The sequence below is a fragment of the Allostella sp. genome, assembly GCF_041913585.1.
Lineage (GTDB): Bacteria > Pseudomonadota > Alphaproteobacteria > ATCC43930 > Allostellaceae > Allostella.
Genome location: NZ_JAYSFE010000004.1, coordinates 26,005 through 48,721, shown reverse-complemented (window position 1 = coordinate 48,721; position 22,717 = coordinate 26,005). Strand labels below are relative to the sequence as shown.

At 72.0% G+C, this 22,717-nt stretch carries 24 protein-coding genes; 16 read left to right on the top strand and 8 right to left on the bottom strand.

What is annotated here, in order from left to right:
• Positions 1–41: 41 nt before the first annotated feature.
• Entirely contained in the window at positions 42–869 is an 828-nt protein-coding gene (locus tag ACE3Q3_RS01725; RefSeq protein WP_374440839.1) for an anti-sigma factor, read from the bottom strand.
• Positions 856–1,377 (bottom strand): sigma-70 family RNA polymerase sigma factor, encoded by a 522-nt coding sequence (locus ACE3Q3_RS01720; protein ID WP_374440836.1) that lies wholly within the window; start codon positions 1,375–1,377, stop codon positions 856–858. The genes ACE3Q3_RS01725 and ACE3Q3_RS01720 overlap by 14 nt, the downstream gene beginning before the upstream one ends.
• Before the next feature lie 277 nt (positions 1,378–1,654).
• Between ACE3Q3_RS01720 and ACE3Q3_RS01715 the strand changes: the two genes are divergently transcribed.
• The 3 genes from ACE3Q3_RS01715 to ACE3Q3_RS01705 are packed head-to-tail and all read left to right on the top strand — an operon-like array spanning position 1,655 to position 4,666.
• Positions 1,655–2,812, top strand: a complete 1,158-nt coding sequence (locus ACE3Q3_RS01715; RefSeq protein WP_374440833.1) for a Re/Si-specific NAD(P)(+) transhydrogenase subunit alpha — start codon at positions 1,655–1,657, stop codon at positions 2,810–2,812.
• A gap of 28 nt (positions 2,813–2,840) precedes the next feature.
• Entirely contained in the window at positions 2,841–3,254 is a 414-nt protein-coding gene (locus tag ACE3Q3_RS01710; protein WP_374440830.1) for an NAD(P) transhydrogenase subunit alpha, read from the top strand.
• Between the two features lie 14 nt (positions 3,255–3,268).
• On the top strand, positions 3,269–4,666 hold the full coding sequence (locus tag ACE3Q3_RS01705) for an NAD(P)(+) transhydrogenase (Re/Si-specific) subunit beta (protein WP_374440827.1): 1,398 nt from the start codon (positions 3,269–3,271) through the stop codon (positions 4,664–4,666).
• An 11-nt stretch (positions 4,667–4,677) separates the two neighbouring features.
• On the opposite strand, the gene ACE3Q3_RS01700 is transcribed toward ACE3Q3_RS01705, so the two are convergent.
• On the bottom strand, positions 4,678–5,169 hold the full coding sequence (locus tag ACE3Q3_RS01700) for an Lrp/AsnC family transcriptional regulator (protein ID WP_374440824.1): 492 nt from the start codon (positions 5,167–5,169) through the stop codon (positions 4,678–4,680).
• 80 nt (positions 5,170–5,249) lie between these two features.
• Between ACE3Q3_RS01700 and ACE3Q3_RS01695 the strand changes: the two genes are divergently transcribed.
• Entirely contained in the window at positions 5,250–6,230 is a 981-nt protein-coding gene (locus ACE3Q3_RS01695) for a mitochondrial fission ELM1 family protein (protein ID WP_374440822.1), read from the top strand.
• Here ACE3Q3_RS01695 and ACE3Q3_RS01690 read toward each other — a convergent pair.
• The gene (locus ACE3Q3_RS01690) at positions 6,221–7,702 is read right to left on the bottom strand and encodes an ArnT family glycosyltransferase (RefSeq protein ID WP_374440819.1); all 1,482 of its coding nucleotides are present in this window, start codon (positions 7,700–7,702) and stop codon (positions 6,221–6,223) included. The two genes, ACE3Q3_RS01695 and ACE3Q3_RS01690, sit on opposite strands and share 10 nt — an antisense overlap.
• 50 nt (positions 7,703–7,752) lie before the next feature.
• Between ACE3Q3_RS01690 and trxB the strand changes: the two genes are divergently transcribed.
• From trxB to ACE3Q3_RS01650, 8 genes are all read left to right on the top strand, one after another.
• Entirely contained in the window at positions 7,753–8,757 is a 1,005-nt protein-coding gene (gene trxB, locus ACE3Q3_RS01685; RefSeq protein WP_374440818.1) for a thioredoxin-disulfide reductase, read from the top strand.
• Between the two features lie 66 nt (positions 8,758–8,823).
• Positions 8,824–9,714: a LysR family transcriptional regulator gene (locus ACE3Q3_RS01680; RefSeq protein WP_374440925.1), complete on the top strand. Its 891-nt coding sequence runs from the start codon at positions 8,824–8,826 to the stop codon at positions 9,712–9,714.
• Positions 9,715–10,209: 495 nt separating this feature from the next.
• Complete coding sequence (locus ACE3Q3_RS01675) at positions 10,210–11,391, top strand: glutathionylspermidine synthase family protein (RefSeq protein WP_374440815.1); 1,182 nt, start codon at positions 10,210–10,212, stop codon at positions 11,389–11,391.
• Between the two features lie 13 nt (positions 11,392–11,404).
• Positions 11,405–11,971 carry a hypothetical protein gene (locus ACE3Q3_RS01670; protein ID WP_374440812.1) on the top strand — a complete coding sequence of 189 codons (567 nt, stop codon included), beginning with the start codon at positions 11,405–11,407 and terminating at the stop codon, positions 11,969–11,971.
• Between the two features lie 70 nt (positions 11,972–12,041).
• Positions 12,042–12,326 carry an acyl carrier protein gene (locus ACE3Q3_RS01665; protein WP_374440810.1) on the top strand — a complete coding sequence of 95 codons (285 nt, stop codon included), beginning with the start codon at positions 12,042–12,044 and terminating at the stop codon, positions 12,324–12,326.
• Positions 12,323–13,429, top strand: coding sequence for a hypothetical protein (locus ACE3Q3_RS01660; RefSeq protein WP_374440807.1), 1,107 nt, complete (start codon positions 12,323–12,325; stop codon positions 13,427–13,429). The genes ACE3Q3_RS01665 and ACE3Q3_RS01660 overlap by 4 nt, the downstream gene beginning before the upstream one ends.
• 214 nt (positions 13,430–13,643) lie before the next feature.
• Positions 13,644–14,045 (top strand): nucleoside diphosphate kinase regulator, encoded by a 402-nt coding sequence (gene rnk, locus ACE3Q3_RS01655; RefSeq protein ID WP_374440805.1) that lies wholly within the window; start codon positions 13,644–13,646, stop codon positions 14,043–14,045.
• A gap of 83 nt (positions 14,046–14,128) precedes the next feature.
• Positions 14,129–14,758, top strand: coding sequence for a pyridoxamine 5'-phosphate oxidase family protein (locus ACE3Q3_RS01650; protein ID WP_374440802.1), 630 nt, complete (start codon positions 14,129–14,131; stop codon positions 14,756–14,758).
• 28 nt (positions 14,759–14,786) lie between these two features.
• Here ACE3Q3_RS01650 and msrP read toward each other — a convergent pair whose 3' ends face one another.
• The 3 genes from msrP to ACE3Q3_RS01635 all read right to left on the bottom strand — a co-directional run bounded on the left by msrP (position 14,787) and on the right by ACE3Q3_RS01635 (position 18,689).
• A complete protein-coding gene (gene msrP, locus ACE3Q3_RS01645) occupies positions 14,787–15,758 on the bottom strand; it encodes a protein-methionine-sulfoxide reductase catalytic subunit MsrP (protein ID WP_374440799.1) in 972 nt (323 codons plus the stop codon).
• Between the two features lie 106 nt (positions 15,759–15,864).
• Positions 15,865–16,638, bottom strand: coding sequence for a 2-keto-4-pentenoate hydratase (locus ACE3Q3_RS01640; protein WP_374440797.1), 774 nt, complete (start codon positions 16,636–16,638; stop codon positions 15,865–15,867).
• A gap of 11 nt (positions 16,639–16,649) precedes the next feature.
• Positions 16,650–18,689 carry an elongation factor G gene (locus ACE3Q3_RS01635; protein ID WP_374440794.1) on the bottom strand — a complete coding sequence of 680 codons (2,040 nt, stop codon included), beginning with the start codon at positions 18,687–18,689 and terminating at the stop codon, positions 16,650–16,652.
• 72 nt (positions 18,690–18,761) lie between these two features.
• On the opposite strand from ACE3Q3_RS01635, the gene ACE3Q3_RS01630 reads away from it, so the two are divergent.
• The gene (locus tag ACE3Q3_RS01630; protein WP_374440792.1) at positions 18,762–19,277 is read left to right on the top strand and encodes a DUF72 domain-containing protein; all 516 of its coding nucleotides are present in this window, start codon (positions 18,762–18,764) and stop codon (positions 19,275–19,277) included.
• Here the strand turns inward: ACE3Q3_RS01630 and ACE3Q3_RS01625 are convergent.
• The gene (locus tag ACE3Q3_RS01625) at positions 19,205–20,407 is read right to left on the bottom strand and encodes a pyridoxal phosphate-dependent aminotransferase (protein ID WP_374440789.1); all 1,203 of its coding nucleotides are present in this window, start codon (positions 20,405–20,407) and stop codon (positions 19,205–19,207) included. The two genes, ACE3Q3_RS01630 and ACE3Q3_RS01625, sit on opposite strands and share 73 nt — an antisense overlap.
• Positions 20,408–20,517: 110 nt before the next feature.
• On the opposite strand from ACE3Q3_RS01625, the gene ACE3Q3_RS01620 reads away from it, so the two are divergent.
• The 3 genes from ACE3Q3_RS01620 (at position 20,518) to fabG (ending at position 22,693) form a co-directional block, all read left to right on the top strand.
• A complete protein-coding gene (locus ACE3Q3_RS01620; protein WP_374440786.1) occupies positions 20,518–20,781 on the top strand; it encodes a hypothetical protein in 264 nt (87 codons plus the stop codon).
• A 131-nt stretch (positions 20,782–20,912) separates the two neighbouring features.
• Positions 20,913–21,908 carry a phosphotransferase enzyme family protein gene (locus tag ACE3Q3_RS01615; RefSeq protein WP_374440784.1) on the top strand — a complete coding sequence of 332 codons (996 nt, stop codon included), beginning with the start codon at positions 20,913–20,915 and terminating at the stop codon, positions 21,906–21,908.
• Positions 21,909–21,922: 14 nt separating this feature from the next.
• Positions 21,923–22,693 (top strand): 3-oxoacyl-ACP reductase FabG, encoded by a 771-nt coding sequence (gene fabG / locus ACE3Q3_RS01610; protein ID WP_374440781.1) that lies wholly within the window; start codon positions 21,923–21,925, stop codon positions 22,691–22,693.
• The last annotated feature ends 24 nt before the right edge of the window (positions 22,694–22,717 follow it).

Here is a 22,717-nt window from a genome sequence, read left to right as displayed (position 1 = left end):
GGGGCCGGGCTCTCGCTTCGTCCGATCCGTCGCCGGGCGGCTCAGATGCCGCCGCCCTGGTCGACCTTGGTCGCGATGTCGCGGATCACGCTCTTGTCGGACTTGCCGAACACCGCGATGGTCCGGCCTTCGCGCCGCCAGTAGGCGACGTTGACGTCCTTGCGCTGGTCCAGGGTCAACTGGGCGTCGCGCTTGGTCGTGGCGCCGACATAGATCGCGATCGGCCGCTTGTCCGTCGGGTTCTCGTAGATGATCTGCCCCGCCGGGCGGCCCTCGGAGATGACGATCCGGCCGCCGCGCAGGTTGTAGCCGAAGGGCGACAGGTCGGGGACCTTGGTCTCCCGGTCGAGCCGGCTCGACAGCCAGCTCTGCAGCCCGTCGCGCTCGGCCGTCCGCATGTCCGCGAACGCCATCTGTTCCGGCTCGCCGCCGACCGTGTAGAGGTCGTAGTAGCCGGCGAGATTGTCGACCAGCCCGGAGGTCGCCGCCGTCTCGGTGACCGGCGGCGCGACCGGCGAGCGCCCGGCCCAGTAGCCGGCGCTGGCCCCGATCATCAGGGCGGCGACCGACGCCGCCAGCGGCAGGGCGATCCAGCGCCCGATCGGCCGTCGCTTCGGGAACGGCACGACCTTGCCGCCGGCATCGTCCGCGGCGGCGCCGCGCGCGGCCGCCATCAGCCGTTCGGGCACCGGTTCGTCGATGACGCCGGCGAAGGCCGCGCGCACGAGGACCGATGAACTGCGGAACATCTCCACGCGTGCGGCGAGTTCGGCGTCGGCTTCGAGGGCGTGGGCGACCTCGGTCGCCGTCGCCTCGTCCAGTTCGCCGTCGACGAACGCCACAAGCGTCTCGTCGTCAAACCGTCGCATTGCCACCTCCATGCCCCCCGGCACTCATACCGGTCATGCTCTGCACGGCGGCTCGGGCCCGGGCGAGCCGGCTCATGATCGTTCCGATCGGAACGCCCAGAGTCTCGGCCGCCTCTTTGTAGCTCAACCCTTCCACCGTCACCAACATCAACACCGCACGTTGCTCCTCCGGCAGGCGATTGACCGCCCGCTGGACCGCCTCGAGCGACATCCGCGCCTCGGCGCGGCGGACCGACTCGTCCGTCGGCTGGGCCTCGGGATCGATGGCATCCGCCTCGCCGCGCACGGCGCGCGCGCGCATCTGGTCGATCCAGATGGTCTGGACGATGCGGAACATCCAGCTGTCGAACCGGGTCCCCGGTTGCCACTGATGCGCCCTCGCCAGTGCGCGTTCGCACGCCGCCTGAACCAGATCGTCGGAGTCGGCCATGCTCTTGGCCAACCCGCGCGCGAAGCGGCGCAGCCGCGGCAGCAGTGCGATGATCTGGTCGCCGATCGGTACGGTCACGCCGGATCCGCCGCACTGCTGTCAGGGGAACGAACCGAACCCACGATTATTCCGGCCGCCGGCGACCGGTCGACAGGACTGTGGCAAGAATGCGTCAGATGGCGTTGCACGACGGCGATGAATCCAGGCCCGGACGGGCTGATCCGGCGGACCGGATCGTGGCGTCCGGGAACCGGCGGCGTCAAGTCGCGTGCCGACCGACCGCCGGCCGAGGCTTCACAAACATCGGCCGAGCCGTCATTCTGCCGGTCCCGCGGCCCTGGGAGCGCACCATTCCATGAAGCTCGCAGTCACGAAGGAGCGTCGTCCCGGAGAAGCCCGGGTCGCCGCATCCCCGGATTCGGTCAAGCGCCTGGCGGCACTGGGCTTCACGGTCGCGGTCGAGGCCAGCGCGGGCGAGCGGGCAGCGATGCCGGACGAGGCCTATGCCGCCGCCGGCGCCCAGATCGTGACCGATCCGGTCGCACTGCTCGCCGACGCCGACGTCGTCCTCAAGGTGCAGCGCCCGATCGCGGGCGACGGCGGCCTCGACGAGGTCGCGGCGATGAAGCCGGGCGCGGTGCTGGTCGGGATGCTGGCGCCCTATGCCGAACCGGCGCTGGTCCGGGCCTATGCCGCGCGCGGGCTCGCCGCCTTCGCGCTCGAATTCTTGCCGCGCATCACCCGCGCCCAGACCATGGACGTGCTGTCGTCGCAGGCCAACCTCGCCGGCTACCGCGCCGTGCTCGAGGCGGCCCAGACCTACGGGCGCGCCTTTCCGATGATGATGACGGCGGCGGGCACGGTGCCGGCCGCCCGGGTCTTCGTCATGGGGGCGGGCGTCGCCGGCCTCCAGGCGATCGCGACCGCCCGCCGGCTCGGCGCCGTCGTCACCGCGACCGACGTCCGGCCCGCCGCCAAGGAGCAGGTCGAGAGCCTGGGCGCCAAGTTCGTCGCCGTCGAGGACGAGGAGTTCCGCCAGGCCGAGACGGCCGGCGGCTACGCCAAGGAGATGTCGGCCGCCTACCGCGAGAAGCAGGCGGCCCTTGTCGCCCAGCACATCGCCAAGCAGGACATCGTCATCACCACGGCGCTGATCCCTGGGCGGCCGGCGCCGAAGCTGATCTCGGCCGAGATGGTGGCGTCGATGCGCCCCGGCTCGGTCGTCGTCGACCTCGCCGTCGAGCAGGGCGGCAACTGCGCCGGCAGCCGACCGGACGAGATCGTGGAGACCGGCAACCGGGTCCGCATCGTCGGCTGGGCCAACATGCCGAGCCGGATCGCCGTCGATGCCAGCCTGCTCTATGCCCGCAACCTCGTCGCCTTCCTGACGCCGCTCGTCGACAAGGAGAGTTCGGCGCTGAAGATCGACACCGCCGACGAGATCGTGAAGGCGTCGCTGCTGACCAGGGACGGCGCCGTCGTGCATCCGGCCTTCGCCGGCCAGGGAAGTTGAAGCCAGGGGGCCAGGGGGAATGAGCGGCATGGACGCCCACCAGATTTCCGACCGCGCCGGCCAGCTCGCGTCGGATGCGGAAATGCTGGCGAACAACCTGCGCGGCCTCGCCGCCGACGCCGGACAGATGGTGCAGCAGGCGGGCGAGGCGACCGGCCTCAGCCCGACCGTCGGCGCGCTCGCCGTCTTCGTGCTCGCCTGCTTCGTCGGCTACTACGTGGTCTGGCGGGTGACGCCCGCCCTGCACTCGCCCCTGATGGCGGTCACCAACGCCGTCTCCAGCGTCATCATCGTCGGCGCGCTGATCGCGGCGGGCCCGGCCGGGATCGGCTTCGCCAAGGCGATGGGCTTCCTCGCGGTCATCCTGGCATCGATCAACATCTTCGGCGGGTTCATCGTCACCCACCGGATGCTGCAGATGTTCAAGAAGAAGACGCGCTGAGAGGGCCCCGGACCATGAGCGCCAACCTCTCCGCCATCCTCTACCTCGTCGCCTCGGTCTGCTTCATCATGGCGCTGCGCGGGCTGTCCTCGCCCGAGACCTCGCGCGCCGGCAACCTCTACGGCATCGTCGGCATGGCCGTCGCGGTGGCGACCACGCTCGCCTCGCCCGAGGTCGTCAGCTACTGGATGATCCTGGTCGGGATCCTGATCGGCGGCGCCATCGGCACCGTGATCGCGCTGCGCATCGAGATGACGGCGCTGCCGCAGCTCGTCGCCGCCTTCCACAGCCTCGTCGGCCTCGCCGCGGTCTTCGTCGCCGGCGCCGCCTTCTACGCGCCGGAATCCTACGGGATCGGCATCCGCGGCGCGATCAAGACGGCGAGCCTGATCGAGATGAGCCTGGGGCTGGCGATCGGTGCCATCACCTTCACCGGCTCGATCGTCGCCTTCGCCAAGCTGCAGGGGCTGGTCTCCGGCAAGCCCCTGGTGTTCCCCGGCCAGCATCTGTTCAACGCCGCCCTCGGCGTCGCCATCGTGCTGCTCGGCGTCTGGCTGGTGGCCCAGGAATCCTCGGTCGCCTTCTGGCTGCTCTGCCTCGTCGCGCTGGCGCTCGGCCTGCTGCTGATCCTGCCGATCGGCGGCGCCGACATGCCCGTCGTCATCTCGATGCTGAACTCCTATTCCGGCTGGGCCGCGGCCGGCATCGGGTTCACGCTGCAGAACAACCTGCTGATCGTCACCGGCGCCCTCGTCGGCGCCTCCGGCGCCATCCTCAGCTACATCATGTGCAAGGGGATGAACCGCTCGATCTTCAACGTCATCCTCGGCGGCTTCGGCACCGACGGCGGCACCGCCGGCCCGGCCGGCACCAGCGGCGACAAGGCGGTGAAGTCGGGCAGCGCCGAGGATGCGGCCTTCATCATGAAGAACGCGCGCTCGGTCATCGTCGTCCCCGGCTACGGCATGGCCGTCGCCCAGGCGCAGCACGCGCTGCGCGAGATGGCCGACCTCCTGAAGAAGGAGGGGGTCGAGGTGCGCTACGCCATCCACCCCGTCGCCGGCCGCATGCCCGGCCACATGAACGTCCTGCTGGCCGAGGCCAACGTGCCCTACGACGAGGTCGTCGAGCTCGAGGAGATCAACCGCGACTTCGCCGCGACCGACGTCGCCTTCGTCATCGGCGCCAACGACGTCACCAACCCGGCCGCCAAGACCGACCCCAAGAGCCCGATCTACGGCATGCCGATCCTCGACGTCGAGCGGGCGCAGACGGTGCTCTTCGTCAAGCGCGGCATGAGCTCGGGCTATGCCGGCGTCGACAACGAGCTCTTCTTCCGCGACAACACCATGATGCTGTTCGGCGACGCCAAGAAGATGTGCGAGGAGATCGTCAAGGCGCTCGGCGCCTGAGCCGGGCCGCCTCAGGCGGCCGCGGTCTCCTCCTCGTCGATCGGCACGCCCGGCAGTTCCTTGGCCGAGCGGATGGCGAGGGCCGACTTCACGTGGCTGACGTTGGGCGCGGCCGTCAGCCGGGTGGTGAGGAAGCGCTGGTAGGCATCCCAGTCATGCGCCACGACGCGCAGCAGGAAATCGTTCTCGCCCGCCAGCATGTGGCACTCGCGGACCTCGGGCCACGTCCCGACCAGGCGTTCGAAGGCGCGCAGGTCGGTCTCGGCCTGGCTCGACAGTCCCACCGAGGCGAAGACCGTGACGCCGAAGCCGAGGAGCGCCGGATCGATGTCGGCATGGTAGCCGCGGATGAAGCCGGCCTCCTCCAGCGCCCGGACCCGGCGCAGGCAGGGCGGAGCCGAGATTTCGGCACGGCGGGCCAGTTCCACGTTGGTCATCCGCCCGTCGGCCTGGAGATCGCGGAGAATGCGCCGATCGATCCGGTCGAGCTTGATCTTGCGCATTTTCCCGTCTGCTTCCCCCCGTGGTCGAGCAAGGATATTACCGACCGCGCCGTGGCGAGCAAGATTCGAACCGGCGGCCGATGACCGCGCCGCTCCACTGCTGGCTGCTCCACGACGGCAAGGCCGGAAATCTGAGCCAGCTTTCCGGCCTCGCCGGCGCCCTGGGCGAGGGCCTGCCGCTGCAGGCGACGGTCGGGCTGCCCTGGTCGCTGCTGCCGGGCGCGCTCTGGCGGCGCGGCCTCGGCCCCCGGCCCGCGGGCGATCTGGCGGCGGGCGATCTGGCGGGCCGGGCCGCCTGGCCCGAGGTCGCGATCGGCGCCGGCCGCCGCACCGGCCGTGCCGTGCTCTGGGTCCGCGGCCGGTCCGGCGGCGCCAGCTTCGCCGTGCAGATCCAGGATTGCGGCCTCGACCCCGCCCTCTTCGACCTGGTGACGGTGCCGCAGCACGACCGGCTGCGCGGCCCCAACGTCGTCGTCACCGATGGCGCCATCCACAAGGTCACCGCCGCCGCCCTCGCCGGCGCGGCCGAGTTCTGGGGACCGCGGCTCGCCCACCTGCCGCGGCCGCGGGTCGCCGTCATGATCGGCGGCAACAGCCGCGCCTACCGCATGACCGAGGCGGCCGCCCGCGGCATCGCCCGCGACCTGCTCGACCTCCAGGCGACGGAGCGGGCCGGGCTGATGGTCACCGCCTCGCGCCGCACCGGGCCCGAGTCGGGCGCCCTGCTTCGGCAGATGCTGGGCGGCACCGGCATCGCCTTCTGGGACGGCCAGGGCGACAACCCCTATCTCGGCTACCTGGCCCTCGCCGACGCGGTCGTGGTCACCGCCGACTCGGTGTCGATGACGTCCGAGGCGTCGGCGACCGGCAGGCCGGTCCACGTCCTCGAACTGCCCGGCGGGTCGGAGAAGTTCCGGCGCTTCCACGCACATTTCCGGGCGCTCGGCATCACCCGACCGTTCGCCGGCCGGCTCGCCGACTGGAGCTACCGGCCGCCCGACGATGCCGGGCGGGTCGCGGCCGAAATCCGCCGCCGCCTCGCCGGCCGGCCTCAGCGATAGCCGAGGAAATCCCGGACCAGGAAGGCGTGGTGGCGCCGGTCGCGGTCGGGGCCGATCGGCACCACGATCTCGCCGAGCGACGTCGCTTCGGCGAAGCGGGAGAGGATGCCGGCGGGATCGGGCTGGGCCGAGACCAGGACGTAGCTCCGCCCGTCCCCCGGCGTGAGCCGCGTCGTCAGCTCGAAATGGTCGTTGGCGACCCCGTCGGGGTTCCATTTGACCACGTCGAAGGCGAACGGGCGCACATAGTAGACGAGCGACGCCAGGGTCAGCCGGCTGTCGACCAGCAGGCCGGCGCCGGGATGCGCCTGGCGCAGCGCCGTCACGCTGCGCCCGAGGTCGGACCAGCCGCGCACCCGCCGCCACGGGTCGTAGCGCGCCGGCAGTTCCCAGCCTGCCTGGCGCAGCAGGGGCGGCCCGGCCATGACGACGGCCGCGACCGCGACGTGGGCCGCCGCCGTCCAGACGAGGAGGCGGCGCCAGCCCCGCTGCACGGCCCAGGCGGCCGCCAGCAGGGTCGCGGCGACATAGGCCGGCGCCGCCCAGTTGGCGTGCGCCCGCGACAGGAAGGCGATGGCGAGCGCGATCGCCAGCGTCGGCCAGACGAAGAAGGCGACCCGCCGCCCGGCACCGTCGCCGCCCCGCAGCGCCGCCCACAGGCCGACCAGGAGCAGCGCCATCGGCACCGGGCCGAGGACCGCGAACTGCGCCGCCGCGAACTCCGCCAGTTCGCCCGGATTGAACAGCCGCCCGCCGAGATTGGCGTTGTCGCCGGTGTGGCGGAAGGTCGCGAAGCCGTTGGCGAGGTTCCACAGCACGTTCGGCAGCAGCAGCAGCAGCGCCGGCGCCAGCAGGAACGGGAGCCGCCGCCAGAGGAGCGGCCGCAATCCCGGCGTCAGGGCGAGGCACAGCGCCGCGGACACCAGGAAATAGGCCATCGCGTACTTGGAGAGGAGCCCGAGCCCGGCCCAGATGCCGGCCGCGACCCACCCGCCGACGCCATCCGCGCGCACCGCGCGCAGGAAGGCGTGCAGCGCCAGCGCCCAGAACAGCAGCAGCGGCGGGTCGGTCGAGATGATGAGGGACGACAGCGAGACCGCCGGCATCGTCGCCCACAGCACCGCCGACCAGAACCCGACGCGGGCGCCCCAGGCCTCGCGGCCGATCGCGTAGAGCACGCAGGCGGTGGCGGCGTGACAGAGGGCGCTCGGCAGCTTGATGGCGAAGGTGCCGTCGCCGAGCAGCGCCGTCGAGAGCGCGATCAGCCAGGCGACCAGCGGCGGCTTGGAGTAGTAGCCGAACGCCGGTTCCTTGGCCCAGATCCAGTACTGGGCCTCGTCGCCGTAGAGGTCGAGCGGCCCGCCGGCGAGCCAGGCGAGGCGGAGCAGCGTCAGCAGGCCGACGACGGCAAGCGCCGGACGCCAGCCGAAGGGACCGTCGGCGCCGGGCGGTTCGGGTGCTTCTTTCGTCATCGGCCGCAACTATCTTAGTGTATCGGGTTCTCAAGCGGAGTCGGCGGGCAATGGCCCAGCGCCATCACAGCAAGGTTCTCATCATCGGCGGCGGCCCGGCGGGCTACACCGCCGCCATCTATGCCGCGCGCGCCAACCTCGAGCCGCTTCTGGTCGAAGGCATGCAGCCCGGCGGCCAGCTCACCATCACGACCGACGTCGAGAACTATCCCGGATTCGCCGACGTGATCCAGGGCCCATGGCTGATGGAGCAGATGCGGCGCCAGGCCGAACATGTCGGGGCCCGGCTGATCGGGGACCTCGTCGTGTCCTGCGACCTGACGCAGCGCCCGTTCCGCGCGGTCGGCGACAGCGGCGACGAGTACATCGCCGACAGCGTCGTCATCGCGACCGGCGCCCAGGCGCGCTGGCTCGGCCTGCCGAGCGAGGAAACCTACCGCGGCGCCGGCGTCTCCGCCTGCGCCACCTGCGACGGCTTCTTCTTCCGCGGCCGCAAGGTGGCGGTCATCGGCGGCGGCAACACCGCCGTCGAGGAGGCCCTCTACCTGACGAACCATGCGAGCGAGGTCGTGCTGATCCACCGGCGCGACCGGCTGCGGGCGGAGAAGATCCTGCAGGACCGGCTCTTCCGCCACCCGAAGGTGCGGGTGGTCTGGGACGCCGTGGTCGAGGAGGTCCTGGGCGGCGGCACCCCGCCCGGCGTCACCGGCGTCCGGCTGCGCGACGTGAAGAGCGGCGCCATCTCCGAACTCGAGGTCGAGGGCGTCTTCGTCGCCATCGGCCATACCCCCGTCACCGAACTGTTCCGCGGCCAGCTGGCGCTCGACGGCGAGGGCTACATCCTGACCCGGCCGGACTCGACGGCGACGGACATCGAAGGGGTCTTCGCGGCGGGCGATGTCCGTGACAAGATATATCGTCAGGCGGTGACCGCCGCCGGTCTCGGCTGCATGGCGGCGCTCGAAGCGGAGCGCTGGCTGGCCGGGATCGAGGATGCCGCCCATGCGAGCGGCGGAACCGACGACGGGGTGGCGAAGCAGGCCGCTGCCGACTGAGCGGCGGCCGACGATTGGGGGGCGCGGCGCCGGCCGAAGGGCCGGCGGCCGTGGACTGTCATGCCGATGGATTGGGACAAGCTGCGCGTCTTCCACGCCGTCGCCGAGGCGGGAAGCTTCACGCATGCCGGGGAGAAGCTGAATCTCAGCCAGTCGGCGGTGAGCCGCCAGATCAGCGCGCTCGAGGACAGCCTCGGCACGCCGCTCTTCCATCGCCATGCCCGCGGCCTGATCCTGACCGAGCAGGGCGAGATGCTCTACCGCACGGCGCACGACGTCTTCGCCAAGCTGGCGATGACCGAGGCCGCCCTCAGCGAGGCCAAGGACCGCCCCAAGGGCCCGATCAAGGTCACCGCCCCGGTCGCCTTCGGTTCGATGTGGCTGACGCCGCGGATGCGCGAGTTCGTCGACCGCTACCCGGACATCCAGGTCAGCCTGCTGCTCGACGAGAGCGAACTCGACCTCGGCATGCGCGAGGCGGACGTCGCGATCCGGATGTCGCCGCCACGCCAGCCGGACCTCGTCCAGCGCCACCTGGTGACGGTCTCCCTGCACCTCTATGCCTCGCGGCAGTACCTGCAGGAGCACGGGACGCCGCAATCGACCGCCGATCTCGAGCGGCACCGCCTCGTGGTCTTCGGCGAGTACGGTCATGCGCCGACGCCGTCGGTCAACTGGCTGATGGACATCGGCAGGCAGGCGGGCCGGCACCGGCCGAACCTGTTCACCGTCAACAGCGTCTACGGCATCCTGCGTGCCGTGCAGAGCGGCATCGGCATCGGTGCGCTGCCCGACTACATGGTGAGCGAGGTCGAGTCGCTGGATCGCGTCCTGCCGGAGCTCGCCGGGCCGCCCGTCGACACCTACTTCGTCTATCCGGAGGAACTGCGCCATTCCAAGCGCATTGCCGTGTTCCGCGACTATCTCGTGGCCAGGGTGGCCGAGACGCGATTTTAGGCAGTGCAGCATGGTCCAGGACGGACCGACCGGCTCGTGCAAACATCCAAATTTGGCGGCTATCTATCGGGAGCCATGCGGATTTCGCATATCCGCCACGAGACAATGGCTGTGGTCGACCCGGCCCTCCTGCCTATTTAATCATCCACAGGCGCTGCGATGCAGCACCACGGAATTCGGTCGGTCTGCCGCCAGGGACGGTGCGCCGGTCAGGAATTTCGGGCTCCCCGCCCGAAATGGGGTCCTTCGGGATCCTACGTCTCCCAGACGTGAAGCCTCCCTGTTCAACTGGCCCCGGTGGCAACACCGGGGCCTTTTTTTTGTCGCCCGACTTCACCGCCGGTCGGCCCGGATCGTATCCTGCGCCATCCACATCGATCGCCGACCATCGCCCGTGACGCGCCTTCGTTCCCCCGGGCTTCGGCTCGCGGTCCCGGCCACGGTTCCGTTCGACCGCGGCGACGCCGGCGACCTCGCCGCCGGGACGAGCGGGCGATGATGCGGCGGGTCGAACTCGCCGCGCGCCCGGACTGGCGGCGGACCGCAGCCGATCTCGGCTTCGTCAACCACACCTACGCCGGCGGCGCATACTGGACCGACGGCGCCTGCTACCAGCTCTCGCGGCCGGCGATCGAGGCCGCGCTGCGGCCGGCGGTCGAGGAACTCTGGCGCCTGTGCCTCGCCGTCGCCGAGCATGCCTGCGGCGACGCGCGCGTTCTCGGCTCGCTCGGCATCCCCGAGGCGGTCTGGGACCTGGTGCGCACAAGCTGGCGCCGCGGCGACCCGGCGCTCTGCACCCGCTTCGATCTCGCCTGGGACGGCACCGCGCCGCCCAAGCTGCACGAATGCAACGGCGACACCCCGGGAACGCTGTTCGAGACGGCGGTGTTCCAGTGGATCTGGCTCGAGGACCGGCTGGCGGACCGGTCCGTCCCCGACGGCGCCGACCAGTTCAACCGGCTGCACGCGGCCCTGATCGAAGCGTTGCGGCGGCTGCCCGTGGCGGGGGCGGTCCACCTGGCGGCCTCGGTGCGCAATCTCGAGGACCGGATGTGGGTGCGCTATCTCGCCGACTGCGCCACCCAGGCCGGCCTCGCCGCCGAACTCGTCGACCTCGAGGCGATCGGCATCGATGGTCGCGGGGCGCTCACCGACATCGACGACCGGGCCATCGGGTGCCTCGTCAAGGCCTATCGCTGGGAACTGCTCCTGCGCGAGCCCTTCGGCCCCAGCCTCCTCGGATCCGCGGCGCCGCTGGTGATCGAGCCCGCCTGGAAGCTGATCCTGTCGTCCAAGGGCCTGCTGGTCTGGCTGTGGCGGCTCTTCCCCGGCCATCCCAACCTGCTGCCCTGCTGGTTCGAGGGCGATCGGGAGGCGCCCGGCGACCGCGCCGTCGCCAAGCCCCTGTTCTCGATCAAGGGACAGAACATCCGTCTCCGCGATCCCGCGCTGCCCGGCGGCGAAGTGCGGACCGACGGCCACCACGGTGGCCAGCGCCATGTGGTGCAGGCGCTGCACCGCCTGCCGACGTTCCGCGGGGTCGGCGGCGAGCACCATGCCTCGGTCGGCGCCTGGATCGTCGGCGGCGAGGCCGCCGGCATCGGCATCATCGAATCGGACGGGCCGATCGTCCAGGACACGACCAGCCGGTTCGTGCCGCATGTCGTCCTGCCCTGAGGCCGCCCGACCGATGCTGATCGAGCCGCCGCTGACCGGCCGGCGCACCTACCTCCACGGCGCCGACATCCTGGATGCGCTGGTCGCCGCCACGGGTGCGGAGGGCGATCTCGCCCTGGTGCTGCGGATCGCCGGCGACTGCGCCATCGAGGCCTTGCCGGAGATGCCCGCCGACGGCCGCCCGGTCTGCGGCCGCTTCCGCTATGTCCGCAACGGCATCCCGCACCGGCTGTCGCTCCACCATCGCCCCGACCGGCCGATCCGCCACCGGCGGACGGGCGACGATGCCGCCCTGCTCGAGGGCGCCGTCCTCGCGGGCGATCGCGCGACACAGCCCGCCGGACCCGGCACCCCCCTGCACCGCGCCATCGCCCTCGCCCTGGCGCTGCTGGAGCGGCCCTATCCCGACGATTACTGGACGATCGCCGAGATCGCCTGCGCGACCCTGCCGCCGGCCGACGGCACCGTCGCCGTGAGGACGGTGCCGCGGCTGGGAGGCCGGTTCTGGCGGGCGGAGATCGCGGTCGACCGGCGGCCGCTCGGCCATGTGCTGCTGGCGCGCGGCAGCCCGCGGCGCTGAGCCGACGATGGCTCCGCCCGCCCGGCCCCTGTACCATCGCGGCAGGATTCACCGGAACGATGGTGGGGTGATGCTGAGCGAGGAGCAGGTGCGGGCGGCGATCGCCGAGGCGGTGGACCGGGCGGGCGCCGCCTCCATCGGAGCGGACACCGACTTCGAGGATGCCGGCCTCGATTCGCTCGACCACGCGCAGATCCTGATCCGCATCGAGGAGCGCTACGGCCTGCACGTCGCCGACGCGGACATGGCCGAATGCCGCTCGATCGCCGCCATCCTCGCCTATGCGCGCCGCCCGGCCGGCGACGGCGGCGAAGGGACGGCGCCCGGCGGCGGGGTCGCGGCCCGGCGCGCGTGACGGCGATCCGCGTCCTCGGCCCGGAGCGCCTGGCGCCGCCGTCCGAGATCGGCGCCGCGCGCTACGCGTCCGAACTGCTGCGCCACTGGCATCTCGGCCGCAGCGACGCGGTCGCGCAGTCGCTGGAGCGCGAGTCGGCGGCACTCGGCTGGCGGCTGATGCTGGACGCCGTCCGCTTCCTGCGCGACCCGACCTGCGTGCCGCTGCCCCGTGGCGCCAAGGAGCGCTCGATCCTGCTCAGCACGATCGTCACCATGGGCGGCGTCGCCGCGGCCAAGGCCTTCCTCGCCGCCACGACCGACGAGCCGGTCACGGTCCCGGCGATCGCCGAACTGCACACGCTCATCGCCCATGCCCCGACCGATGCCCCCGACGGCGCCGCGCCCGACCTCCTCGACGACCCGGCACGCGACGTCCAGGTGACCGCGTGCCCGGGCGCCCGGACCGTGATCTTCGTCTTCACCGGCGGCGCCCAGCGCTTCAACGGCCCGCTGCGGCTGATCCACGCCTGGCTGCGCCGGCTCGGCGCCAGCATCGTCTACCTGCGCGACCTCCACGGGATGCACTTCCTCGGCGGCGTGCCGTCGCTGGGCGACGGCTATCGCGAGACCGTGCGGGCGCTGCGCCGCCTCGCCGCCGACCTCGGCTGCCCGCGCATCGTCTGCACCGGCAGTTCGTCCGGTTCGTTCGGCGCGCTGCGCTACGGGCTCGACCTGCCGGCCGAGCGGGTGCTCTGCTTCGCCGGTCCGACCGTGCTCGACGACAGCCTGCCGGAACTGCTGCGCCGCGAGCGCCTGCGCGGCGCGGTCGGCGAGCCGGTCGATCCGACGCAGCTCGATCTCGCCGCCCTCTACGCCGCCGCCGACCGGCGACCGGCGCTGCGGCTCGTCTATGGCGGCGCCAACCGCTGGGACCGGGCGGAGGCCGAGCGCATGGGCGACGTTCCGGGCGTGGAACTGGTGCCGATCCCGGGGCTGGCGCAGCACGGGGTCGTGCCCTACCTGCTCCCCGGCGGCGCCTTCGGGCGCCACCTCGCCTGGCTGGCCGGCGGGGTCGCGCCCGGCACGCGGCCATTGACGCCGGCGCCCGCAGGCCCGACATAAGTTCCATGTCCGCGTCCGCCCCCCGCCTCCATCGCCGCACCCGCTCGGGCTCGCTGCGAACGGGCTCTTCCGCCCCGGCTCCGGCCGCGTAGACGACGCGCGGCCCCGGACTGCCGGGGCCAGCCGGTCACGGGAGTGCCTGCAGCGGCGTCCGGACCATCTTCCGCATCGCATTCGAACACGCCCCGCGCCGCTGGAGCGCCGGAGACGAACCATGAGCACTGCCACTTCCGCCCTGCCGCCGATCACCGTGCGGCAGACCGACCACGCCGCCCTCGACCGCCTCGCGGACGGCTATGCCGACACCATGCCCGAGGTCGCGGAATACCTCGCCCGCGAACTCGACCGCGCCCGGGTGGTGCCGGACGGCGGGCTGCCCGGCGACATCGTCCGCATGGGCTCGCGCGTCCGCTTCCGCGACGACGCGACCGGCCAGGAGCGCTGGGTGACGCTGGTCTACCCTGGCGAACAGGACATCGCCGCCGGCCGCATCTCGGTGATGACGCCGATCGGCGCGGCCCTCATCGGCCTCGCCCGCGGCCAGTCGATCGCCTGGGAGACGCGCCGCGGCGAGTCCCGGGCCCTGACCGTGCTCGACGTCGGCGACGCGGGCTAGGCCGGAGGCCGGGGATGGCGAGGGCGGCGGAATGCCGCTACCCTCGGCATCACCCCCTGCCTGCGCGCTGCCCCGAGGAACCCATGGACAGCCACGACCTCCCCGCGACCCTCACCGACTGCGACCGCCTGCGCGAGCACTACGGCCCGATTTCGGGCCTCGCCGAGAAGAAGGTGCTGACCTTCCTCGACCCGCATGCCCGCAGCTTCATCGCCCTGTCGCCCTTCCATGTGCTGGCGACCGCGGGCGGCGACGGCACCGCCGACGCCTCGCCCCGCGGCGACGCACCGGGCTTCGTCAAGGTGCTGGACGACCGCCGGCTGCTGGTGCCGGACCGGATCGGCAACAACCGCGTCGACAGCTTCCGCAACATCGTCGCCCATCCGGGCGTCGGCCTGCTCTTCTTCGTGCCCGGCGTCGACGAGACCCTCCGGGTCAACGGACGGGCCAGCCTGACGACCGACGCCGCGGTGCTGGCGCCGCACGCGGTCCAGGGCAAGACGCCGCGCGCCGCCATGCTGGTCGAGGTCGACGAGGTCTTCTTCCACTGCGGCAAGGCGCTGAAGCGCAGCCGGCTATGGAGCCCCGAGGTCCAGATCGAGCGGTCGAGCTTCCCGACGCTGGGCCGGATCATCGCCGACCAGACCCGGGTCGGCACCGCCGAGGAGGCGGACCAGCGCCTGGAGGAGAGCTACCGCACCCGCCTCTACTGAGGCAGGGCGGTGCCGGACGAGCGGCTCCTCAGGCGAAGAGCCGCTCGTTCTCCATGCCCTTGTAGAGATCGGCCACGAATTCCTCGTAGCCGTTGTAGAGCAGGGTCGGGACGCGCTCGTCGCTGCCCAGCACCCGCTCGGTCGCCTGGCTCCAGCGCGGATGCGAGACCTTGGGATTGACGTTCGCCCAGAAGCCGTACTCGGACGACTGCAGCTTCTCCCAGTAGCCGACCGGCCGCTTGTCGGTGAACTCGACGCGCACGATCGACTTCACCTGCTTGAACCCGTACTTCCATGGCGTGACGAAGCGGATCGGCGCCCCGTTCTGCTTCGGCAGCGGCTTGCCGTAGAGGCCGGTCGCCATGAAGGCGAGTTCGTTCGTCGCCTCGGCGACCGTCAGCCCGTCCGTGTAGGGCCAGGGGTACCAGCTCTGCCGCTGCCCGGGCGCGACCTTCGGGTCCATGAAGGTCTGGAAGACGACATACTTGGCGGACGCCAGCGGCCTGGCGAACTCGACCATCGCCTTCATCGGGAAGCCGGTCCACGGCACCGCCATCGACCAGGCCTCGACGCAGCGGAAACGGTAGAGCCGCTCCTCGAGCGGCATCTTCTTCACCAGGTCGTCGAAGTCGATCGTCACCGGCTTCTCGACCATGCCCTCGAAGGCGATCGTCCAGGGCCGGATCTTCAGTGCCTGGGCGGCGCCGGCGATGCCCTTGTGCGAGCCGAACTCGTAGAAATTGTTGTAGGAGGTCGCGTCCTTCTCCGGCGTCACCGCCCGGTCGAGGCGGTAGCGCATGTTCTGCCGGGCGGGGTAGAGGCCGGCGGTCGGATCGGCGGCCGCACCCTGGGCAGCCGCCTCCTCGGCGGCGAACGGCACCGCCGCCGCCGCCATGCCGAAGCCCGCCGCCTTCAGCAGGGCGCGGCGGTCGAGATAGACGGATTCGGGAGTGGCGGATCGTTCCGGCATCTCCCAGCCGCGGCGGCGCTTGACGAGCATCCTCGGATCTCCTCCGGTGGGAAGTGAGGCCGCGAGCCTAGCCCCGCCGCGGCCTCACCGCCCAATCAACTGCGCTTGAACACCGCCCCGGGTTCGCCAACTTCGCTCAGACGAAGGTGACGGCGACGCGGCCGAGTCCGGCGAAGGTCGCCTCCGCGCTCGCCGCCGGCCCGACCGGCTGCGGCGGGATGGCGCTGCCGGTGGTGACGATCTCACCCGCCTTGAGCCCGCCCAGCGGTGCCGTCTCGTTGGCGAGCCAGGCCAGCGACGCGAGCGGGTTGCCGAGCACGTTGGCCCCCCTGCCCTCCACGGCGGCGCCGCCCGCGACGGTGAAGACGACGCTGCCGTCGACGAGGTCGACGCCCCGCCAGTCGGTCACGCCCTCGCCGAGCACGAAGGCGCCGTGGACGCCGTTGTCGGCGATGAGGCTGAGAATGCCGACCGACAGCCACTCGGCGAAGGCGGTGTCGACGATCTCGATCGCCGGATGGACTGCCGCCACCGCGTCGGCGACGGTCTCGGCCGTCCACGGCGCGCCCGACGGCGGCAGGTCGCGGCCGAGGCGGAAGGCGTATTCCGCCTCGAGCAGCCGCATCGAGAAGCCCGCCCCGGGCAGGCGCGCCGGGCTCGCATGCACGAGCCCGTCGAGCAGCCGGCCATAGAAGGGCCGGTCGTAGCCGAGCAGCTTCTGCGCCGCCGGCCCGGTGCAGCCGACCTTCCAGCCGCGGGTGGCGGCGCCCTTCTGCGCCACCACCTGGCGCTGCACCGCCAGCGCCGCAGCGAGGTCGGCCGGCCGCTCGTCCGGCGGCAGGGCCGCCATCCGGGCGCCGGCCCGCGCCTCCAGCAGGCGGGCCGCCGCCCGCCCTTCCCATCCAGCCATGCCGCTTCCCCCTATTGCGCCGCGGCCGCCCGCCCCTCGACCACCTTGTCGGCGAGCCGCCCGGTCAGTTCCTGGAGATGATCGAAGCGGGCGGTATAGCTGCCGACGCCGTGCGACAGCGAGCGCAATTCGACGATGAGGTCGTGGATCTCCGACGCCGGCATGTGCGCCGTCACCGCGTCCCATCCCGGCCAGCCCTCGCGGGCGTCGTAGCCGAGCAACTGTCCCCGCCGGCCGCTGACCAGCCGCTGCACCCGGGCGGTATAGGCGCTGGGGGCGACGACCTCGACCTCCAGGATCGGCTCCAGCAGGACCGGCTCGCACTGCGGCAGGCCATCGACCATCGCCTGGCGCCCCGCCGTCTTGAACGCCATGTCGGAACTGTCGACGGCGTGGAACTGGCCGCTGGTCAGCGTCACCGACAGGTCGACGACCGGAAAGCCGAGCGGGCCCTGTCGCAGCGCCTCTCGCGCGCCCTCCTCGACCGCCGGGATGTACTGCCGCGGCACGACGCCGCCGACGATCGTCTCGGCGAAGACGAAGCCCGAGCCGCGCGGCAGCGGCTTGATGTCGACATGGATGTCGGCGAACTGGCCGTGCCCGCCCGACTGGCGCTTGAAGCGGGAATGGATCGCGTGCGGCTTGCGGATCGTCTCCTTGAAGGCGACCTGCGGCGGCCGCGTCGTGACCGGGACGTTGTAGCGGCTGCGCAGGCGGTCGCAGGCGATCTGGAGGTGGATGTCGCCCTGGCCGGAGAGGACGAGTTCGTGCGTCTCGTCGCGGAAGGCGGCCGACAGCGCGGGGTCCTCCTCGGCCAGCCGGGCGAGGGCGGCGGTCAGCTTCACCTCGTCGGCGCGCTTCTCGGCATTGATCGCGAGCGCGTAGACGGGCTTGGGCGGCGCCGGCCAGGCGAGCCCCGGCTCGCCGGCGCCGGACGGCGTCAGCACCGCCCCGGTCAGGACCGGGTCCATGCGGCCGAGCCCGACCACCTCGCCCGTCTGGGCGGCGGTCACCTTCTGCTGCTGGGCGCCGAACAGGCGGACGATGCCGCCGACGCGCACGTCGTTCAGCACCATGCCCTCGGTGATCGGGCCGCGCCAGACGCGGGCCAGGGACAGCTTGCCGGTGTGGGCGGCATGCACGGTCTTGAAGACCTGGGCCAGCGGCTCGCCCGCGGTCGCGACCGCCCTGCGGTCGAGCGTCTGCTGCGGCTGCGGCACCTCGTGCCGGAGCGCCTTGAGCAGCCGGCGGACGCCGTGGTCGTGCTCCGCCGCGCCGAGGAAGACCGGAACGATCAGGTCGCGTTCCAGGTCCTGGGTGAGCTGGGCGTAGATCTCCTCCTTGGCCGGCATCGCGTCGGACAGCAGCTGCTCCAGCAGCCCGTCGTCGAAATCGGCCAGCCGCTCCAGCATCTTCTGGCGCTCGTTCGCCTCGCGCTCGCGGACGGTCTCGGGCATGGCGATCAGTTCCGAGGCCTGCCCGGGCTTGTAGGCGTAGGCGCGTTCGCTCACGAGGTCGATGTACCCGGTGACCGGCGACTCGGCCTCGGCGCCGCGGATCGGCACCTGGCGCAGGACGAGCGGCCGCTGCGACACCGCCTGCAGCGCCTCCAGCAGGTCGCGCACCCGCTCGGTCGCCTGGTCCATCTTGTTGACGAACAGCATGTGCGGGATGCCGTGGTCGTCGAGGAACTTGAAGAGCGGCCCCAGCATCACCGCCTTGTCGCTGTCGGGCTCGCAGACGACGACGGCGGCGTCGGCCGCCAGCATCGCGCCCACCGCCTCGCTCGCCAGTTCGACCGAGCCGGGGCAGTCGATGAAGGTCCAGGGGTCGCCGAGATAGCTGGTGTTGGCGACCGTCAGCTCGGTCGACATCCTGCGGGCCCGGGCCTCGGTCGCGCTGTCGCCGACGGTCGTGCCGTCCTTGACGCTGCCGCGCCGGGCGGTCGCCTCGGTCGCATGCAGCAGCGCCTCGAGCAGGGTCGTCTTGCCGGACAGGTACGGTCCTACCAGGGCCGCGCAGCGGGGCGCGGCCGCCTTCCTTTCACCCATCGTCAAAGCCTCCTTCAGGAGGTCTCAGAACCGCTGGGCGGGATAGCCCTGGCGGCTCCTCCCGAGGAAAGGATGGGCATCGCCGTCATCGGGGCGCAACAGGAAAATGGTCGGCGGCGGAACCGTCGCACATGGCGCATGGTTGCCGGCGAGTGGGTGGCGGGCGATGTCCGGACGGCGCGGAGATATCCGGATCGGCGTGGCGGGCTGGCGCTACCCGCCTGGCGCGGCCATTTCCATCCCGCGGGGCTGCCGCCGTCCCGCGAGCTGGCCCATGTCGCGAGCCGGTTCCGGACGGTCGCGGTCAACGGCACCTTCGACCGCCTGCAGCGGCCCGAGACCTTCGCCGGCTGGGCCGACGCGGTGCCCGATGGCCGACGGAACCTTCGCCGGCCGCGGCCGGGACACCCGGCGGCGGCGCGACGGCTTCGTCGATTTCGACAATACCGACCAGCGGCCCGCGCGCGCGGATGCCCGGGCGCTGGCCGCCATGGTCGGCGCCGCTCGACCGGCGGCTACTTCAGCCCCTCGCAGAAGCGGATGATGCGCTGGCAGGCGTCGCGCAGCGTCTCGGTCGCGGTCGCGTAGGAGATGCGGAAGTGCGGGGAGAGGCCGAACGCCTCGCCCTGGACGACGGCGACGCCCTCCTCCTCGAGCAGTGCGGTCGTGAAGTCGGTGTCGTTGCCGATGCGCTTGCCCGACCGCGTCGTCTTGCCGATCGTGCCGGCGCAGGACGGGTAGACGTAGAAGGCGCCCTCGGGCTTCGGACAGAAGATGCCGGGGGCCGTGTTCAGCATCTGCACCACGAGGTCGCGGCGCTCCTGGAAGACGGCGTTGTTGCGCGGGATGAAGTCCTGCGGCCCGTTCAGCGCCTCGACGGCGGCGGCCTGGCTGATCGAGGACGGGTTGGAGGTGCTCTGCGACTGGATCACCGCCATCGCCTTGATGAGCTTCTCCGGCCCGGCGGCATAGCCGATGCGCCAGCCGGTCATGCAGTAGGCCTTGGAGACGCCGTTCATGGTCAGCGTGCGGTCGTAGAGGCCGGGCTCGACCTGGGCCGGCGTCACGAACTGGAAGCCGTCGTACATCAGGTGCTCGTACATGTCGTCGGTCAGGACATGGACGTGCGGATGGCGCATCAGGACGTCGGTCAGCGCCTTCAGGTCGGCATGGGAATAGGCGGCACCGGTCGGGTTCGACGGCGAGTTCAGGATCACCCACTTGGTCCTGGGCGTGATCGCCTGCTCCAGGTCCTCGGCCCGCATGCGGAAGCCGTTGTTCTGCGGGCAGGGCACGAACACGGGCTTGCCCTCGGCGAGCAGCACCATGTCGGGGTAGGAGACCCAGTAGGGCGCGGGGATGATGACCTCGTCGCCGGGGTCGAGCGTCGCCATCAGGGCGTTGTAGATCACCTGCTTGCCGCCACTGCTGACGGTGACCTGCGAGGGCTTGTAGTCGAGCCCGTTCTCGCGCTTGAACTTGGCGCAGATCGCCTTCTTCAGCGCCGGCGTGCCGTCGACCGCGGTGTAGCGGGTGTCGCCCTGCTCGATGGCGCGGATGCCCGCGGCGGCGATGTTGGGCGGGGTGTCGAAGTCCGGCTCGCCGGCACCGAGGCCGATGACGTCGCGGCCGGCGGCCTTCAGCTCCTGCGCCTTGGTGGAGACCGCGATGGTCGGCGAGGGCTTGATGCGGGACAGGCGTTCGGCGATGAGGCCCATGGCGAGGCGGCTCCGGGGGATGGGAAAAGCGCGCCAAACTAGGACCGTCGCGGGACCAGTGCAACCCGGCTGACCGCCGCCCCGCCGCCGGCCGCACGATCGCGTGAAGATTGCGCGACAAGCGCCCGCCGCTCTTCCGATTTTCACCGCACCGCCCCATTTCCGCCGTGTTGGCCAGGCAGGGTGCGGACATGGAACAGTATCGAGACAACGCGAACGGCCGGGCGTGCGCCGATCGGTGGCTGCGCGGCGAACCGAGGCTCGACGAGCTGCTTCAGGACCCGATGCTGCTTCTCGTGCTTCGCCGCTCCAACACCAGCGTCGACGACATCCGTCGCCTCGCCGACCGGGTCGAGCCGGGGGTCGTCCACTAGGGCGGCGCGCCGCCGTCGGTGGCCGCTCCGGTCGTCAGGGCTCCGGTAGTCAGGGCGTCGGCATCGTTCTTGAATTCCTCCTGCGCCGGTCGCGATGATGCCGCGGGCGACGGGGTGGAGGGCGTGGGGCGATGGAATACCGGCCGGAGGTGCTGGCGGATCTCGACCGGCGGGTGGCGGCGGCGCTGCCGCAATGGGGCCTGTCGCCGCGCACCGCGGTGACGCTGCTGAACCTCTCCGAGAACGCCACCTACCGGCTGGACGACCCCGACCGGGGTCGCAACCTGATCCTCCGGGTCCACCGCATCGGCTACCGCACCGCGGCCGAGATCGAATCCGAGCTGGCCTGGATCGCCGCCCTGCGCGCGCACGGCGCCGTCACCACCCCGGCACCGGTCGCCGGCACCGACGGCGGGCTGCTGCGCGTCCTGCCGGCGACGGACGCCGGCCCGGCCCGCCACGCCGTCGCCTTCGAGTTCGCGGCCGGCAAGGAGCCGGACAAGGGCGACGACCTCGTCGGCTGGTTCCACACCCTGGGCGCGGTGACCGCACGGATGCACGCGCATGTCCGGGCCTGGCCGGCGCCGGCCGGCTTCCGGCGCCCGCACTGGGACTACGACGCCATGTTCGGTGCCGCGCCGGTCTGGGGCCCGTGGCGCGCCGGCTTCGGCCTCGACGCCGCGGGCGCCGCCATCCTGCAGCGCGCCCTCGACCTCATCCGGCGGCGCACCGAGGGGTTCGGCCGCAGCGCCGGCCGCTACGGCCTCGTCCATGCCGACCTGCGCCTCGCCAACCTGCTGGTCGACGGCGAGCGCCTGACCGTCATCGACTTCGACGATTGCGGCTTCTCCTGGCTGGTCTACGACTTCGCGGCCGCCGTCAGCTTCATGGAGGACGACCCGATCGTGCCGGCGCTGGCCGACGCCTGGGTCGCCGGCTACCGCACCGTCCTGCCGCTGGCCGAGGAGGACGCCGCCGAGATCCCGGTCTTCGTGATGATGCGGCGCATCCTGCTGGTCGGCTGGCTCGCCTCCCATGCCGAGGTGCCGATCGCCGCCGAACTCGGCGCCGGCTACACCCACGGCAGCGTCGCCATGGCCGAACGGCTGCTGTCCGACTTTTCCTGACCGGAGGACCCTCCATGTTCGCCCCCCTCGCCGGCCGCACGGTCGTCGTCACCGGCGGCAGCCGCGGCATCGGCCGCGGCATGGCGCTGCGCTTCGCCGAAGCCGGCTGCCGCGTCCTGGTCGTCGCCCGCGCGGCCGAAGCCGCCGCCCGCACCGTGGCCGACATCGCCGCGGCCGGCGGTACCGCCCATCCCTTCGCGGCCGACGTCGCCGACCCGGCCGGAATGCAGGCGATGGCGGCCGAGGCCGAGCGGCACTTCGGCGGCATCGACGTGCTCTGCGCCAATGCCGGGGTCTTTCCCTCCGCCCGCCTGGAAGAGATGACGCCGGAGGCGTTCGACGGCGTCATCGCCACCAACCTGCGCGGCACCTTCCTCGCCGTCACCGCCTGCCTGCCGGCGATGAAGCGCGCGGGGCGCGGGCGGATCGTCGTCACCTCGTCGATCACCGGGCCGGTGACCGGCTATCCCGGCTGGGCCCACTACGGCGCCAGCAAGGCGGGACAGCTCGGTTTCGTCCGCACCGCGGCGCTGGAACTGGCGCCGCACGGCATCACCATCAACGCGGTGATGCCCGGCAACATCCTGACCGAGGGGCTGACCGGCATCGGCCCCGACTATCTCGCGCGGATGACCGCCGCCATCCCGATGGGCCGGCTCGGCGGCGTCGCCGACGTCGCCAACGCCGCCCTCTTCTTCGCCTCCGACGAGGCCGGCTGGATCACCGGCCAGACGCTGGTCGTCGACGGCGGCCAGATCCTGCCGGAGGCGTCGGCCGACGGCTGATCGCCGCGACGGCGCCCCGGCTGG

Excerpts from the sequence above, each read along its gene's own strand:
- ACE3Q3_RS01725 (WP_374440839.1), bottom strand. The coding sequence starts at position 869 with ATGCGACGGTTTGACGACGAGACGCTTGTGGCGTTCGTCGACGGCGAA.
- ACE3Q3_RS01715 (WP_374440833.1), top strand. The coding sequence starts at position 1,655 with ATGAAGCTCGCAGTCACGAAGGAGCGTCGTCCCGGAGAAGCCCGGGTC.
- ACE3Q3_RS01710 (WP_374440830.1), top strand. The coding sequence starts at position 2,841 with ATGGACGCCCACCAGATTTCCGACCGCGCCGGCCAGCTCGCGTCGGAT.
- ACE3Q3_RS01705 (WP_374440827.1), top strand. The coding sequence starts at position 3,269 with ATGAGCGCCAACCTCTCCGCCATCCTCTACCTCGTCGCCTCGGTCTGC.
- ACE3Q3_RS01700 (WP_374440824.1), bottom strand. The coding sequence starts at position 5,169 with ATGCGCAAGATCAAGCTCGACCGGATCGATCGGCGCATTCTCCGCGAT.
- ACE3Q3_RS01695 (WP_374440822.1), top strand. The coding sequence starts at position 5,250 with ATGACCGCGCCGCTCCACTGCTGGCTGCTCCACGACGGCAAGGCCGGA.
- ACE3Q3_RS01690 (WP_374440819.1), bottom strand. The coding sequence starts at position 7,702 with ATGACGAAAGAAGCACCCGAACCGCCCGGCGCCGACGGTCCCTTCGGC.
- trxB (WP_374440818.1), top strand. The coding sequence starts at position 7,753 with ATGGCCCAGCGCCATCACAGCAAGGTTCTCATCATCGGCGGCGGCCCG.
- ACE3Q3_RS01680 (WP_374440925.1), top strand. The coding sequence starts at position 8,824 with ATGGATTGGGACAAGCTGCGCGTCTTCCACGCCGTCGCCGAGGCGGGA.
- ACE3Q3_RS01675 (WP_374440815.1), top strand. The coding sequence starts at position 10,210 with ATGATGCGGCGGGTCGAACTCGCCGCGCGCCCGGACTGGCGGCGGACC.
- ACE3Q3_RS01670 (WP_374440812.1), top strand. The coding sequence starts at position 11,405 with ATGCTGATCGAGCCGCCGCTGACCGGCCGGCGCACCTACCTCCACGGC.
- ACE3Q3_RS01665 (WP_374440810.1), top strand. The coding sequence starts at position 12,042 with ATGCTGAGCGAGGAGCAGGTGCGGGCGGCGATCGCCGAGGCGGTGGAC.
- rnk (WP_374440805.1), top strand. The coding sequence starts at position 13,644 with ATGAGCACTGCCACTTCCGCCCTGCCGCCGATCACCGTGCGGCAGACC.
- ACE3Q3_RS01650 (WP_374440802.1), top strand. The coding sequence starts at position 14,129 with ATGGACAGCCACGACCTCCCCGCGACCCTCACCGACTGCGACCGCCTG.
- msrP (WP_374440799.1), bottom strand. The coding sequence starts at position 15,758 with ATGCTCGTCAAGCGCCGCCGCGGCTGGGAGATGCCGGAACGATCCGCC.
- ACE3Q3_RS01640 (WP_374440797.1), bottom strand. The coding sequence starts at position 16,638 with ATGGCTGGATGGGAAGGGCGGGCGGCGGCCCGCCTGCTGGAGGCGCGG.
- ACE3Q3_RS01635 (WP_374440794.1), bottom strand. The coding sequence starts at position 18,689 with ATGGGTGAAAGGAAGGCGGCCGCGCCCCGCTGCGCGGCCCTGGTAGGA.
- ACE3Q3_RS01630 (WP_374440792.1), top strand. The coding sequence starts at position 18,762 with ATGGGCATCGCCGTCATCGGGGCGCAACAGGAAAATGGTCGGCGGCGG.
- ACE3Q3_RS01625 (WP_374440789.1), bottom strand. The coding sequence starts at position 20,407 with ATGGGCCTCATCGCCGAACGCCTGTCCCGCATCAAGCCCTCGCCGACC.
- ACE3Q3_RS01615 (WP_374440784.1), top strand. The coding sequence starts at position 20,913 with ATGGAATACCGGCCGGAGGTGCTGGCGGATCTCGACCGGCGGGTGGCG.
- fabG (WP_374440781.1), top strand. The coding sequence starts at position 21,923 with ATGTTCGCCCCCCTCGCCGGCCGCACGGTCGTCGTCACCGGCGGCAGC.